Annotated in this window: 10 protein-coding genes; 3 read left to right on the top strand and 7 right to left on the bottom strand. The window is 66.1% G+C overall.

Features of this window, described 5'->3' with window-relative positions:
- Positions 1-353: 353 nt before the first annotated feature.
- Both rpsD and GUY23_RS10465 read right to left on the bottom strand, forming a co-directional pair.
- The gene (gene rpsD, locus GUY23_RS10460; protein ID WP_373563639.1) at positions 354-995 is read right to left on the bottom strand and encodes a 30S ribosomal protein S4; all 642 of its coding nucleotides are present in this window, start codon (positions 993-995) and stop codon (positions 354-356) included.
- Positions 996-1,217: 222 nt separating this feature from the next.
- Positions 1,218-2,795: a cation:proton antiporter family protein gene (locus GUY23_RS10465; protein WP_166972119.1), complete on the bottom strand. Its 1,578-nt coding sequence runs from the start codon at positions 2,793-2,795 to the stop codon at positions 1,218-1,220.
- Positions 2,796-2,962: 167 nt separating this feature from the next.
- On the opposite strand from GUY23_RS10465, the gene GUY23_RS10470 reads away from it, so the two are divergent.
- Positions 2,963-3,145, top strand: coding sequence for a hypothetical protein (locus GUY23_RS10470; protein ID WP_166972121.1), 183 nt, complete (start codon positions 2,963-2,965; stop codon positions 3,143-3,145).
- Between the two features lie 45 nt (positions 3,146-3,190).
- Here the strand turns inward: GUY23_RS10470 and GUY23_RS10475 are convergent, their stop codons facing one another.
- The 4 genes from GUY23_RS10475 to GUY23_RS10490 all read right to left on the bottom strand — a co-directional run bounded on the left by GUY23_RS10475 (position 3,191) and on the right by GUY23_RS10490 (position 8,573).
- Positions 3,191-4,600: a replication-associated recombination protein A gene (locus GUY23_RS10475; RefSeq protein WP_166972123.1), complete on the bottom strand. Its 1,410-nt coding sequence runs from the start codon at positions 4,598-4,600 to the stop codon at positions 3,191-3,193.
- Positions 4,600-6,384 (bottom strand): aspartate--tRNA ligase, encoded by a 1,785-nt coding sequence (gene aspS, locus GUY23_RS10480; protein ID WP_166972125.1) that lies wholly within the window; start codon positions 6,382-6,384, stop codon positions 4,600-4,602. The genes GUY23_RS10475 and aspS overlap by 1 nt, the downstream gene beginning before the upstream one ends.
- Positions 6,385-6,495: 111 nt before the next feature.
- A complete protein-coding gene (gene hisS / locus GUY23_RS10485) occupies positions 6,496-7,830 on the bottom strand; it encodes a histidine--tRNA ligase (protein ID WP_166972127.1) in 1,335 nt (444 codons plus the stop codon).
- A 98-nt stretch (positions 7,831-7,928) separates the two neighbouring features.
- Positions 7,929-8,573 (bottom strand): MBL fold metallo-hydrolase, encoded by a 645-nt coding sequence (locus GUY23_RS10490; RefSeq protein WP_166972129.1) that lies wholly within the window; start codon positions 8,571-8,573, stop codon positions 7,929-7,931.
- Positions 8,574-8,692: 119 nt separating this feature from the next.
- Here GUY23_RS10490 and GUY23_RS10495 point away from each other — a divergent pair, with 119 nt between their 5' ends.
- Positions 8,693-10,045, top strand: a complete 1,353-nt coding sequence (locus GUY23_RS10495) for a DUF349 domain-containing protein (protein ID WP_166972131.1) — start codon at positions 8,693-8,695, stop codon at positions 10,043-10,045.
- A 90-nt stretch (positions 10,046-10,135) separates the two neighbouring features.
- The gene (locus tag GUY23_RS10500; protein WP_166972133.1) at positions 10,136-10,666 is read left to right on the top strand and encodes a hypothetical protein; all 531 of its coding nucleotides are present in this window, start codon (positions 10,136-10,138) and stop codon (positions 10,664-10,666) included.
- Between the two features lie 65 nt (positions 10,667-10,731).
- Here the strand turns inward: GUY23_RS10500 and GUY23_RS10505 are convergent, their stop codons facing one another.
- A complete protein-coding gene (locus GUY23_RS10505; RefSeq protein WP_166972135.1) occupies positions 10,732-13,029 on the bottom strand; it encodes a RelA/SpoT family protein in 2,298 nt (765 codons plus the stop codon).
- Positions 13,030-13,031: the final 2 nt, after the last annotated feature.

Raw genomic sequence — 13,031 nt, forward strand, 5'->3', positions numbered from 1 at the left:
TCCAAGACCTTTCGCGTATTGCCGGTGCGTCACCGCACTTACTCATGCGTATCCGCACTTACCAGGGACTAGTTTAATGGCTCCGCCGCAATATGCGAGGTGGCGCGGCGTGCTGGGACGGGTTGCCGGAGCAGACCCGCCGCACCCGACCTTAGCTGCGGCCCGTTTCCCCTCGATCAAGCCGCAGCGCATCCGTCGACCCGTGCGCCATTCGACGTTCGCGCTCCGCCTTGATCGACGCCGATGCCGGTCCGCGGGGCGGCCGCATCTGCGCTGCGGGTGGTGAATACACGACTGCCCGGAACCAGCGGTCCCGGGCAGTCGTGGTGGCGTGATGGCCAGTGTTCAGGCGATCAGCGCGAGTAGAACTCGACGACGAGCTGAACGTCGCAGGTGATCGGCACCTCTTCGCGCTTCGGGGTGCGCAGCAGAGTCGCCTGCAGGCCCTCGAGGTTGACGTTGAGGTAGCCCGGAACTGCGGGCAGGACGTCCTTGTGACCACCGGCGGCGGCGACCTGGAACGGATCCATCGATGCCGAACGCTCGTGCACCTGGATGGTCTGGCCTTCCTTCACGCGGAAGGAGGGACGGTCGACGCGCTGTCCGTCGACCGTGATGTGACGGTGGACGACGAACTGACGGGCCTGGGCCATGGTGCGGGCGAAGCCCGAACGCAGGACGAGGGCGTCCAGACGCGATTCGAGGAGCTCGACCATGGTCTCACCGGTCAGGCCGGGGAGACGGTTGGCTTCCTTGTAGGTCTTGAGCATCTGGGCCTCACGGATGCCGTACTGCGCGCGCAGACGCTGCTTCTCCTTGAGGCGGACCGAGTAGTCGCTGTCGTTGCGACGACGGGCGCGTCCGTGCTCGCCTGGAGGGTACGGGCGACGCTCGAAGTACTTCTCGGCCTTGGGTGTCAGAGCAATGCCGAGGGCGCGCGAGAGGCGCGTCATGCGGCGATTACGTGCTGGTGCTGGCACTGTATTACCTTTCATCAATGTGTTCTGTCACGAAGGGCCCTTGAGGTTCTCGCCCCGAACGCGACTGTTGTTTCCCCGGATGGGAAAGAGGGATTGAGCGTCGAGATCCGCTCGCACCGACCGCCTTTAGCGTGCAGGCACAACAGCTAACTATCTTAGCGGGTGCACGGCCCGCGCCGCAAAGCCGATCGACGCGGCTGCCGGTGTGATGTTGCCGACCCTTCCGCGGACGGCGGCTCACCGGTCGTGGCAGTCGATCGCGGCGTCGGCCACGGCTGCGCCGGACCCGCTGTAGATGTTGATCACCGCGTGCACTCCGGCTTTGTCGAAGTGGTCTGCCTGGTCGGGACGTTGGACGACGGCGGCGATGGTGCCCGGGAATCCGGCGATGCGCAGCTGTTCGAGGGCGAAGGTGTTCGAGTCGTGCAGCGCCATGGCCAGCACCACGGTGTGCGCGGTGCCGCCGACGACGAGGCGGTGCCAGAATTCGTGGTCGGTGGCGTCGCCTTCGAGGACGGTGAAGCCGTCCTCGCGCAGTGCTTCGATGACGAGGTGGTCGTTGTCGATGCCGATGACGTCGCTGTCTCCGCGTTCGACGAACCGCTCGTAGGCACCTCGGCCGATTCGGCCCATCCCGAGGACGACCACCTCGGCGGGGCCGGTGTCGAGCGGTCGGTCGTTCTTCCGCAGCCGGGCTTCGTTCTCATCCGGCAGGACCTTGTCGAGCTTCGCCACGATCTGCAGACTGTACGCGTTGGCCAGAGAGGAGATGATCATGCCCAGGGCCACGGCCAGTGCGGTGATGGTCAGCCAGTCATCGGCGAACAGCCCGTTGTCGATGCCGACGGCGACGACGATGAGGGCGAATTCGGAGAAGTTGCTCAGTGCCAGGCTGGTGCGCACGCTCGTGCGGTTGCGCAGTCCGAAGAGCCGGCCCATGAGGAAGAAGCTGACGAAGTTGAACGGCAGCAGGACAGCGCAGAGGAGGATCGCCATGAGCAGGTCCGACCAGGTCGGGACCGCCTGCAGGCCGATGACGACGAAGAAGCCGACGAGGAAGAGCTCCTTGACGCTGAAGAGCGACTTCGACATCTCGACGGCGCGCGGATGGGTGGAGAAGAGCAGACCGAGGACCAGAGCACCGAGGTCGCCGTGGATGCCCACGGATTCGAAGGCGACGTATCCCGGCCCCAGGGCCATGACCACGCCGAAGAGCACGAGGAGTTCGCCTCGGCCGACGCGGTCGAGGATCCGCCGCAGCACCCACACCCCGGGGATGAGCAGGAGCAGCGCCAAGGCCCAGGGGCTGGGCGGTTCCTCACCGGCGATGGTGATGAAGGCGACGGCGGCGAGGTCCTGCAGGACGAGGATGGCGATGGCGATCTGCCCGTAGTAGGAGCCGTCGTCCGAACGGTCCTCGAGGACCTTGACCACGAGCACGGTCGAGGAGAACGAGAGTGCGAATCCCAGCAGGGCCAGCGTGCCGAGGCCCCCGCCGACGCTGACGACACCGATGACGGTGGCGAAGCCGATGGTCCCGGCGCCGAGGAGGACGACCGTGACCATGTGCAGCAGCGCGGTCCCGTGGGCCTCGGGTTGGAGCAGGGAGCGCAGGTCGAATTTCAGCCCGATCGTGAACAGGAGAAGCACGACGCCGAGGTCGGAGATCTCCTGCAGACCGGCGAAGGCAGTGATTCCGAAGAGGTGGAGGCAGAATCCGGCGGCGAGGAATCCGACGAGAGGTGGGATGCGGACCTCGTGGGCGAGGATCCCGAAGGCCAGGGCCGCCGCGATGGTGATGACGATGTCTGCCATCCCGTCCTCCTCGCTCGGCCGCTTTCTCAGCGGGCGTCTTCGCCGCCGCGTCTCAGTCAAAACTACCTTTTTGACCAGGAACGCGAAAGAACGCTCGCCGACGATCAGGAGGGCGGTTCGATCGAAGGGTCGGTCGGGCTGAGGGTGGTTGTGTGAAGATGGGTGTCATGGACACCGGCGACTTGGACAGCGCAGAAAAGGAACTGAGTTCGCTCCTGCACAAGTGCGAAGCAGTTCTCCAGGGCTCGACGCTCAGCCAGTCAAAGACGACACTGATGAGGAACCGTGTCGGAGCGCTGCGTACGGCTCTTGAGCTGATTCACCGAACAAAGCTGGAACAGGATGAGTGACGACTCCACGGGCCCGAATTCCGGTGAGTGCCCGCTCTCAGCTGATCAGCTCTCGGGCCGGAGCAGGCGCCGCAGATTCTCCAGCCTTTCTGCCATGGACCTCTCCATGCCGTTGCCCGTCGGGGTGTAGTAGCGCTTGCCGCGCAGCGTTTCGGGCAGGTACTCCTGATCCGCGACCCCATGCGGATAGTCGTGGGAGTACTTGTAGCCTTCGCCGTGGCCGAGTTCCTTCGCCCCTGGATAGTGGGCATCGCGCAGATGGGTCGGCACCTGACCGGCGAGACCGTTCTTGACATCGGCGATCGCAGTGTCCAGCGCCCGGTAGCTCGCGTTCGACTTCGGGGCCAGCGCGAGGTAGGTGACTGCCTCGGCGAGGGGTATGCGGCCTTCGGGCATGCCGATGTTCTGTACCGCCGTCGAGGCGGCCACCGCGATGGGCAGCGCCTGCGGGTCGGCCATGCCGATGTCCTCGGCGGCGGAGATGACGACGCGGCGGGCGATGAAGCGCGGGTCCTCACCGGCGACGATCATCCGCGCCAGATAGTGCAGTGCGGCGTCGACATCCGAGCCGCGGATGGATTTGATGAACGCAGAGACGACGTCGTAGTGCTGATCGCCGTTCTTGTCGTACCGCAGCACCGTCTCACTGCTTGCCTCGGCGCAGGCCTCCTCGGTGATGCGGATCGGCGGAGTGTCGTCCTCGGCCTGAGCGGCGGCGATGCCGGCGGCGGCCTCGAGCACTGTCAGGGACCGCCTGGCGTCGGCACCGGCGATGCGGACGATGAAGGCCCGCGCTTCGTCGCTGAGTTCGAAGCCGCCGGCCAGGCCTCGGTCGGATTCGACGGCACGATCGAGGAGGTTGCCGATCGCCTCGTCATCGAGCGGCCGCAGGGTGAGCAGCAGCGAACGGGACAGCAGCGGGGAGATGACAGAGAACGACGGGTTCTCCGTCGTCGCCGCCACCAACACCACCAGGCGGTTCTCCACCGCCGGAAGCAGTGCGTCCTGTTGGGCCTTGGAGAAGCGGTGGATCTCATCGAGGAAGAGCACGGTCGTTCTGCCGTACATCTCGCGTTCGCGGCGGGCGTTCTCGATGACCTGGCGGACGTCCTTGACTCCGGCGGTGATCGCCGAGAGTTCGACGAAGGTACGTCCCGGTGCGTGCGAGATCACGTGCGCGAGCGTCGTCTTCCCGACCCCGGGAGGACCCCACAGAATCACCGAGGAGGCTCCCGCCCGGTCTCCCCCGCTGGCTTCGACGAGTTGGTTGAGCGGGGATCCGGGGAACGTCAGATGTTCCTGTCCGACCACCTCGGCGATGGTGCGCGGACGCATCCGCACCGCCAGCGGATCGAGCGCCCGCCCGGTCGACGATGCCCCGGAGGAACCGGCGAAGCCCGGACCAGGTGATTCCTGGTCCGGGCCGTCGGAGAACAGATTCGGTTCCTGGCTCATCAGGACTCGGTGTCGTCGTCTTCCGGTTCGTAGTCGACGCCGGCCTCGGCCCTCTGGGCGTCGGTGATCGGAGCCGGAGCCTGGGTCAGCGGGTCATAGCCGCCGCCGGACTTCGGGAACGCGATGACCTCACGGATGGAGTCGACCCCGGCCAGCAGGGACACGATGCGGTCCCAGCCGAAGGCGATGCCGCCGTGCGGGGGTGCACCGAACTTGAAGGCTTCGAGGAGGAAGCCGAACTTCTCCTGCGCCTCTTCCTCGGTGATGCCCATGATCGAGAACACGCGCTCCTGAACATCCTTGCGGTGGATGCGGATCGAGCCTCCGCCGATCTCGTTGCCGTTGCACACGATGTCGTAGGCGTAGGCCAGGGCGGCACCGGGATCGGATTCGAGGGTGTCGAGGAATTCGGGCTTCGGCGCGGTGAAGGCGTGGTGGACGGCAGTCCACTGTCCCCCGCCGACGGCCACGTCACCGGCGGCCTGCGCATCGGCGGCGGATTCGAAGAGCGGTGCGTCGACGACCCACACGAAGGCCCAGTCGCCGTCCTTGATGAGTCCCGTGCGTTCGGCGATCTCATTGCGGGCGGCACCGAGGAGTGCGCGGGAGTCGTTGGGGGATCCGGCGGCGAAGAAGATCGCGTCGCCCGGATTCGCTCCGGCCGCCTCGGCGAGTCCGGCCTTCTCGGCATCGGAGATGTTCTTGGCCACGGGGCCCGACAGGGTGCCGTCCTCTCCGATGAGCACGTAGGCCAGGCCCTTCGCGCCGCGCTGCTTCGCCCAGTCCTGCCAGGCGTCGAGCTGGCGGCGGGGCAGCGAGCCGCCGCCCGGGTAGACGACGGAGCCGACGTATTCGGACTGGAAGACGCGGAACGGGGTGTCTGCGAAGAACTCTGTGAGGTTGCTCAGCTCGAGGCCGAAACGCAGGTCGGGCTTGTCCGAACCGTACTTCTCCATCGCCTCGTGGTAGGTGATGTGCGGGATCGGCGTGCTGATGTCGTAGCCGATGAGCTTCCACAGCGCCGTGAGGATCTCCTCGGCCAGGGCGATGATGTCGTCCTGCTCGACGAAGGAGGCCTCGATGTCGAGCTGGGTGAACTCGGGCTGGCGGTCGGCGCGGAAGTCCTCGTCGCGGTAGCAGCGGGCGATCTGGTAGTAGCGTTCCATGCCGGCGACCTGGAGCAGCTGCTTGAACAGCTGCGGCGACTGCGGCAGGGCGTACCAGGAACCTGGCTTGAGGCGGGCCGGGACAAGGAAGTCCCGGGCACCTTCCGGAGTCGACTTCGTCAGCGTCGGGGTTTCGATCTCGACGAAGTCATGGGCATCAAGGACCGAGCGCGCCGCCTTGTTGACATCGGAGCGCAGACGGATCGTCTTCGCCGGGCCCGAGCGGCGCAGGTCCAGGTAGCGGTAGCGCAGGCGAGTCTCCTCACCGACGGTGCCGGACTCCTCAGCGTGATCCGAGACCTGGAACGGCAGCGCCGCGGCCTCGGAGAGCACCTCGACGGCGGTGTCGACGATCTCGATCTCGCCGGTGGGCAGGTTCGGGTTCGTGTTGCCCTCGGGGCGGGCGGACACGGTGCCGGTGGCCTTGACGACGGTCTCATTGCGCAGCTGGTGGGCATCGTCCTCACGGACGACGATCTGCACGATTCCAGAAGCGTCACGCAGATCGATGAAGGCCACACCTCCGTGATCGCGACGACGATCGACCCACCCGGTGAGGGTGACGGTTTCTCCTGCGTCCGCGGCTCGCAGGCTTCCGGCTTCGTGGCTTCGCAGCACCTAGGGCTCCTTAGTGATGTTGATGTTCAGCGCGTGACCAATGATAGTCGCTCACGACCGGCGGCCCGCACACGCCTCGACGCCGGGTGCGGGCACTGCCGGTGAACGTGTTCAGGCTCCGTAGACCCGTGGCCAGAGGTCGTCCTCGGACGGCGTCCAGGTCGCCGGGTCGGCCGGGGACTGCTCACCGGAGCGGATGTCCTTGACCTCGTGACCGGACTCTCCGTCGGTGAACCACACGAACGGGATGTCGCGGCGTTCCGCATAGCGGATCTGCTTGCCGAACTTCGCCGCGTTCGGGGACACCTCGCAGGGGATGTCCCGGGCACGCAGCTCGGTGGCCACGGCGTCGGCCTCGGTGCGACGGGCATCATCGGTGACCGCCACGACGACCGCCGAGGGCGTGCCGCGGGTGGCGCGGATGGTCGAGTCCTCGCCGAGGATGAACGCCATGAGGCGGGAGACGCCGATGGACATGCCCACGCCCGGATAGTTCTTCTTCCCGACCGTGACCAGGGAGTCGTACCGGCCGCCGGAGGAGACGGAGCCGAGTTCCTCGTGCCCGATCAGCTGCGTCTCGTAGACGGCACCCGTGTAGTAGTCGAGTCCGCGAGCGATCTTCAGCTGGGCGACGACGACACCCGGCGCCCGCTCGTGGGCGGCGCGCAGCATCGTCGTCAGCGATTCGAGGCCGGCCTCGAGCAGCGGGTGCTCCACTCCGAGGGCGCGGACCTCGTCGGCGAAGTCCGGTGAGTCGGATTCGATGGCGGCCAGCTGCAGGCACAGCTGCTGCTGCTGCTCATCGGCGCCGGCCTCGGCGGCGAGCAGCTTCGCCACCTCGTCGGCGCCGATCTTGTCGTATTTGTCCAGGCACCGCAGCACGGCTTGGATGTTCGTCAGTCCGATGCCGCGGGCGAAGCCTTCGAGCAGACGACGATCGTTGACGACGATCTTGATGCCCGGCACACCCAGTGGTGCGAGGCGAGTGAACGCGTCGGCGACGGCCAGGGGGATCTCGACCTCGAAGTGACCGGGCAGCTCACCATCGGCGATGACATCGATATCGGCCTGGATGAATTCGCGGTAGCGACCGGCCTGGGGGCGTTCCCCACGCCACACCGGCTGGACGCGGGCGGCCTTGAACGGGAAGCTCAGCTCGTTCGCGTTATCGGCGATGTAGCGGGCCAGCGGCACGGTGAGGTCGAAGTGCAGACCCAGCGGATTGCGTTCGGCACCGTCGGAGTGAAGCCGGGAGACGGCGAAGATCTCCTTGTCGATCTCCCCGTCTTTGGCCAGCTGGCTGATCGGTTCGACGGCGCGGTGGTTGAGTGCGGAGAACCCGTGCAGGGCGAAGGTGTGTTCGAGCGTGTCGATGATGGCCTTTTCGATCACGCGTTCGGCCGGTAGCCGTTCCGGGAATCCGGACAGACGGGCTGACTTCGCCATGGTGCTCCTTGCTTTCGGTGCGATGTGGTTCTTGGGATGGTGGACAGTGGTTGTTGGTGCCGGGTCGGGTCCGCGCTGGTCCGTGGGCGCGCTCGCGGTCAGAAGAAGGGATTCGAGTCCAGTTCCCGACCGACGCGGGAGGCCGGACCGTGTCCAGGATAGATGGGCACGTCGGGCAGTTCGGCGAACGCCCGCAGTGAGTCCTGCATCGCCTCGGCGTCTCCCCCGGGCAGGTCGACGCGGCCGATGGCCCCGGCGAAGACGACGTCGCCGGTGAAGATGATCTCCTCGTCGCCGTCGCTCACGCGCAGCAGTGTCGATCCCTCGGTGTGTCCCGGTGCGGAGACGGCCGTGATGGTCAGTCCCGCGATCTCGAAGCTCTGTCCGTCGCTGACGTCGATGACGTCCGGTGCCGTCCAGTCGGCGACGAGTGGAGCGAGCAGCGGGGTGAACTGGGGGCTGAGCGTCGACGCCGGATCGTCGAGCCGGTACCGATCGGCCCCGCCGAGGTGGACGGGGACGTCCCAGCGTGCGAGTACATTGGTCAGGCCCAGGATGTGGTCGGGATGGCCGTGGGTGAGGAAGATCGCCTGCGGGTCCAGTTCCTCTTCGGCCAGGAGGCGTTCGAGACCCGGTGCGCAGTCGTATCCGGAGTCGATGAGGATGCAGTCGCTGCGGCCCTCGGCCCGCACGGCATAGCAGTTGACGTCGAGGAATTCGGCGTGGGTGGTGAATACATCCATGTGCAAAGTCTATCCGCCGGCTTCCTGATGGTTATGCTGGGATAACGTCTATCCCACAATCGAGTGATCGGCGGGTGTGAAGACCCGCCGGTTCGACCGATGGAAACAAGGTGAGAACCATGTCGACCCCGACACCGAAGCCGACCCCCCGCCCGTCGTCTCTGCCCCGCCCGCAGGCGGCCCAGGTGGTCAATGCCAGCCATATCGACCACGATGCCGAGGTGGCGCGCGCGGTGACGCACGGTCGTGCCGATGCAGACGGCAGCGTGTTCGTCACGACGACCGAGGGTGAGCGTGCTGTCGGACAGTACCCGGATGCCACTCCCGAAGAGGCGCTCGAGTACTTTGCGAAGAAGTACGTCGAGCTCGTCGAGAGCGCGGCTCTGCTGCGCAATCGGCTCTCGGCCGGTGCCCCGGGACGCGAGATCGTGGCCGCGGCCACGACGCTCAAGGAGTCGCTGCCGGAGGCAAATGTCGTCGGCGACCTCAAGGGTCTGAGCGCGACGCTGGACACTCTCATCTCGGATGCCGAATCCACCGAGTCCCGCCAGGCCGCGCAGGCTCAGGCGGCGAAGCTCGCCGCCGCAGAGAAGCGGGAAGAACTCGTCACCGAGGCGGAGTCCTTGGCCAAGCAGGACCCGTCGAAGATCCAGTGGAAGCAGTCGGGTGCGCGTCTGCGTGAGCTCTTCGCCCAGTGGAAGGACATGCAGCGCACCGGACCGCGTCTGCCGCGTTCGGTCGATCAGGAGCTGTGGGGCCGGTTCTCCCAGGCCCGGAACACCTTCGAGCACAAGCGCAAGGAGTTCTTCGCTGAGCTCGACAAGGTCAATGCCGAGGGCAAGCGGATCAAGGAGAAGATCGTCGCCGAGGCGGAGTCGTTGTCCGCCTCGACCGATTTCCGCACGGTGTCGCAGAAGTACAAAGACCTCATGACTCAGTGGAAGCGTGCCCCGCGCGCTTCCCGGAAGGACGATGACGCACTGTGGGCGCGGTTCCGTGCGGCACAGGACGTGTTCTTCTCAGCCAGGGACGCGGAGAACGCCGCGCTCGACGAAGAGTACAAGGGCAACCTCGTCGTCAAGGAGGAGCTGCTGAAGAAGGCGCAGGCGCTGCTGCCGATCACCGACCCGGTGGCCGCGAAGCGGGACCTGCGCACCATTCAGGACGAATGGGAGGACGCCGGGAAGGTTCCCCGCGCCGACGTCTCGCGGATGGAGTACGGTCTGCGCGAGGTCGAGCGGGCACTGTCGGAGGCCGAGGAGGCCGCATGGCAGCGCAGCAACCCGGAGACGAAGGCCCGCACCTCCGGTGCGCTGAGTCAGCTCGACGATTCGATCCTCGAACTCGAGAAGAAGCTTGAGACCGCCCAGGCCTCCGGTGATGAGAAGGCCGTCGCCGATGCCCAGGCGGCCCTCGATGCCCGTCGCGCATGGAGGGATCAGCTCGCACAGACTGCGGCGGAACTCGACTGAATCCACAGCTGGCGGCGTTCGAGTCGGTGGTTGTCCACAGGCTCTCAGCGCACCCTTGCCAACGCCTCCGTACCCGGCGATAGTCGGTGTATGGAGGCGTTGTTTCATCTGCGTGACTACGGGTACGAGCATCTCACCGAGCTCACTCTCGACGGTCTGCTCATCCGTCTGACCGAGACCACGTGGGTGCGCAAGGGGGCGATCCTCTCACCGGAGGACCGGATGGAGGCGCTGCATTCGCTCGTTCCGCCCGGGCTCGTGCTCTCTCATGACAGTGCCTGGTGGGTCCACCGCGGACTGGGACGGGTGCCGACCCCGCTGAGCTTCATCACGCTGCCACGTCGACGGTGGATCGCCGATGACGGCTTCTCAGTCCATGAGATCGCTCTCGCCGACGACGAGTGGCAGCGCATCGGATCCCTGCCGATCACCAGGGAGGAGAGGACTCTCTACGATCTGCTCCTCCCCCACTTCCACCATCCCGACGACCAATCCGCCCAGGCGCTGCGCGGAATCGTCGATGAGATCCCTGCGGGTCTGCGTCGTCGATTCGGGCTCTATCTCTCAGTGGTCTCCCGTAGGCCCTTCGTCGCTCAGATGAGATCGCTGATCGAGGCTTAGATGGGCGTTCTGGTCAGAAGAATCTCGGCAGCGACCGACCATTGTGCCCACCCAACGGGGCGGGATCAGCCCCCGGAGATGCGGTAGACGTCGAAGACGCCCTCGACCTTGCGGACGGCCGAGAGCACGGTGTCGAGGTGGCTGGCGTCGCTCATCTCGAAGACGAACTTCGACTGGGCGACGCGGGCGCGTGAAGTGCCGACGGAGGCGGAGAGGATGTTGACGTGGGTCTCCGTGAGCACCTTCGTGATGTCGGAGAGCAATCCGGACCGGTCGAGGGCCTCGACCTGGATCTGCACGAGGTAGACACCGCTGGTCTTCTCCCCCCACTCGACCTCGACCATCCGTTCGGGTTCGCGTTCGAGGGACACGACGTTCGGGCAGTCGACGCGGTGGACGGAGACTCCGGAACCGCGGGTGACGAAGCCGACGATCTCGTCTCCCGGCACTGGGGTGCAGCAGCGGGCGAGCTTGACGAGCACATCGTCGACGCCCTTGACGCTCACACCCTCCGACGAGGAGTGGTGACCCGAGGACTGTCCGGTGCGGTTGCGCGGCTCCGGCGGCAGCACGACCTCTTCATCGTCGTCCCCGACCTCTTTCGCGAGCAGGTCGACGACGTGCTGGGCGGAGGTCACGCCGTTGCCGATGGCCGCATACAGGGCGCTGACATCGGGCAGTCGCAGCTCGGTCGCCACGACCTGGAGGGCTTCCTGACTCATCAGAGACGCGGCCGAGATGGAGTGCCGGCGCATCGCCCGGGCCAGCTGTTCGCGGCCGTTCTCGATCGCCTCTTCGCGGCGCTCCTTGGAGAACCACTGGCGGATCTTGCTGCGTGCGCGGGGGCTCCTGACGAATCCGAGCCAGTCGCGGCTGGGCCCGGCGTTCTCGTCCTTGGAGGTGAAGACCTCGACGGAGTCGCCGTTCTTCAACTCCGTGTCCAGGGCCACCAGGCGCCCGTTCACGCGGGCACCCATCGTCTTGTGACCGACCTCGGTGTGCACGGCATACGCGAAGTCGATGGGGGTAGCACCCGAGGGCAGACTCATCACATCGCCCTTGGGGGTGAAGACGTAGACCTCCTTCGAATTCACCTCGTAGCGCAGATTGTCGAGGAACTCGTCGGGGTCGCTGACCTCACGCTGCCAGTCGAGCAGCTGCCGCAGCCATGCCGCGTCGTCGACCGCTCCGGCATCGGAGACCTTCACCGAGCGTGCGGTGTTCGAGGTCACGGCCTTCGACGATTTGTTCAGGTCCTTGTACTTCCAGTGGGCGGCGACGCCGAACTCTGCCCTCCGGTCCATCTCATGGGTCCGGATCTGGATCTCGACGGGTTTGCCGGCGGGCCCGATCACCGTGGTGTGCAGGCTCTGGTACATGTTGTACTTCGGCATCGCGATGTAATCCTTGAACCGCCCGGGAACCGGGTTCCACCGCGCGTGGACGATGCCGAGGGTCGCGTAGCATTCCCGCACGGATTCGACGAGCACACGGACGCCGACGAGGTCGTAGATGTCGGCGAACTCGTGTCCGCGCACGACCATCTTCTGATAGATCGAGTAGTAGTGCTTCGGCCGTCCCGTGATCGCCGCCTCGATGCCGGATTCGCGCAGTTCGCTCTGCAGCTCGCTCGACACCGTGGCCAGGTACTTCTCGCGTTCGGGAGCACGATCGGCGACGAGCCTGACGACCTCGTCGTAGACCTTGGGATGGAGGACCTGGAACGAGAGGTCCTCGAGTTCCCATTTGATCGTGTTCATACCCAGCCGGTGAGCCAGCGGAGCGTAGATGTCGAGGGTCTCTCTGGCCTTCTTCGTACTCGAGGAAGCAGGCACGAACCGCCAGGTGCGGGCATTGTGGAGACGGTCGGCGAGCTTGATGACGAGGACGCGGATGTCCTTGGCCATCGCGACGATCATCTTGCGCACCGTCTCCGACTGCGCGGCCTGCCCATAGGTGAGCTTGTCGAGCTTCGTCACTCCGTCGACCATCGCCGCGACCTCGGAGCCGAACTCCTCGGTCAGTGCGTCAAGAGAATAGGACGTGTCCTCGACGGTGTCGTGGAGCAGGGCCGCGGCCAGAGTGACCGGGAGCATGCCGATCTCGGCGAGGATCGTCGCCACCGCGATCGGGTGGGTGATATAGGCGTCCCCGGACTTCCGGGTCTGCCCGCGGTGGGCCTCCTCGGCGACTTTGTAGGCACGCACGACGAGGTCGATGTCGGCCTTCGGATGGTTCGACTGCAGGGCTCGGATCATCGGCCCGAGGACACGTGGGTAGCCAGGGTTGTTCTGCGCCCTGGCCGCCCACCAGGCCAGTCGGGAGATGCCTCGCGGACGGCGCGAATCGGCTGAAGAAGCCATCA

This window comes from Brevibacterium atlanticum, from assembly GCF_011617245.1.
Lineage (GTDB): Bacteria > Actinomycetota > Actinomycetes > Actinomycetales > Brevibacteriaceae > Brevibacterium > Brevibacterium atlanticum.

Bases quoted from the DNA above. Each gene is read 5' to 3' on its own strand.
- rpsD (WP_373563639.1), bottom strand. From the start codon at position 995: ATGAAAGGTAATACAGTGCCAGCACCAGCACGTAATCGCCGCATGACG.
- GUY23_RS10465 (WP_166972119.1), bottom strand. From the start codon at position 2,795: ATGGCAGACATCGTCATCACCATCGCGGCGGCCCTGGCCTTCGGGATC.
- GUY23_RS10470 (WP_166972121.1), top strand. From the start codon at position 2,963: ATGGACACCGGCGACTTGGACAGCGCAGAAAAGGAACTGAGTTCGCTC.
- GUY23_RS10475 (WP_166972123.1), bottom strand. From the start codon at position 4,600: ATGAGCCAGGAACCGAATCTGTTCTCCGACGGCCCGGACCAGGAATCA.
- hisS (WP_166972127.1), bottom strand. From the start codon at position 7,830: ATGGCGAAGTCAGCCCGTCTGTCCGGATTCCCGGAACGGCTACCGGCC.
- GUY23_RS10490 (WP_166972129.1), bottom strand. From the start codon at position 8,573: ATGGATGTATTCACCACCCACGCCGAATTCCTCGACGTCAACTGCTAT.
- GUY23_RS10495 (WP_166972131.1), top strand. From the start codon at position 8,693: ATGTCGACCCCGACACCGAAGCCGACCCCCCGCCCGTCGTCTCTGCCC.
- GUY23_RS10500 (WP_166972133.1), top strand. From the start codon at position 10,136: ATGGAGGCGTTGTTTCATCTGCGTGACTACGGGTACGAGCATCTCACC.
- GUY23_RS10505 (WP_166972135.1), bottom strand. From the start codon at position 13,029: ATGGCTTCTTCAGCCGATTCGCGCCGTCCGCGAGGCATCTCCCGACTG.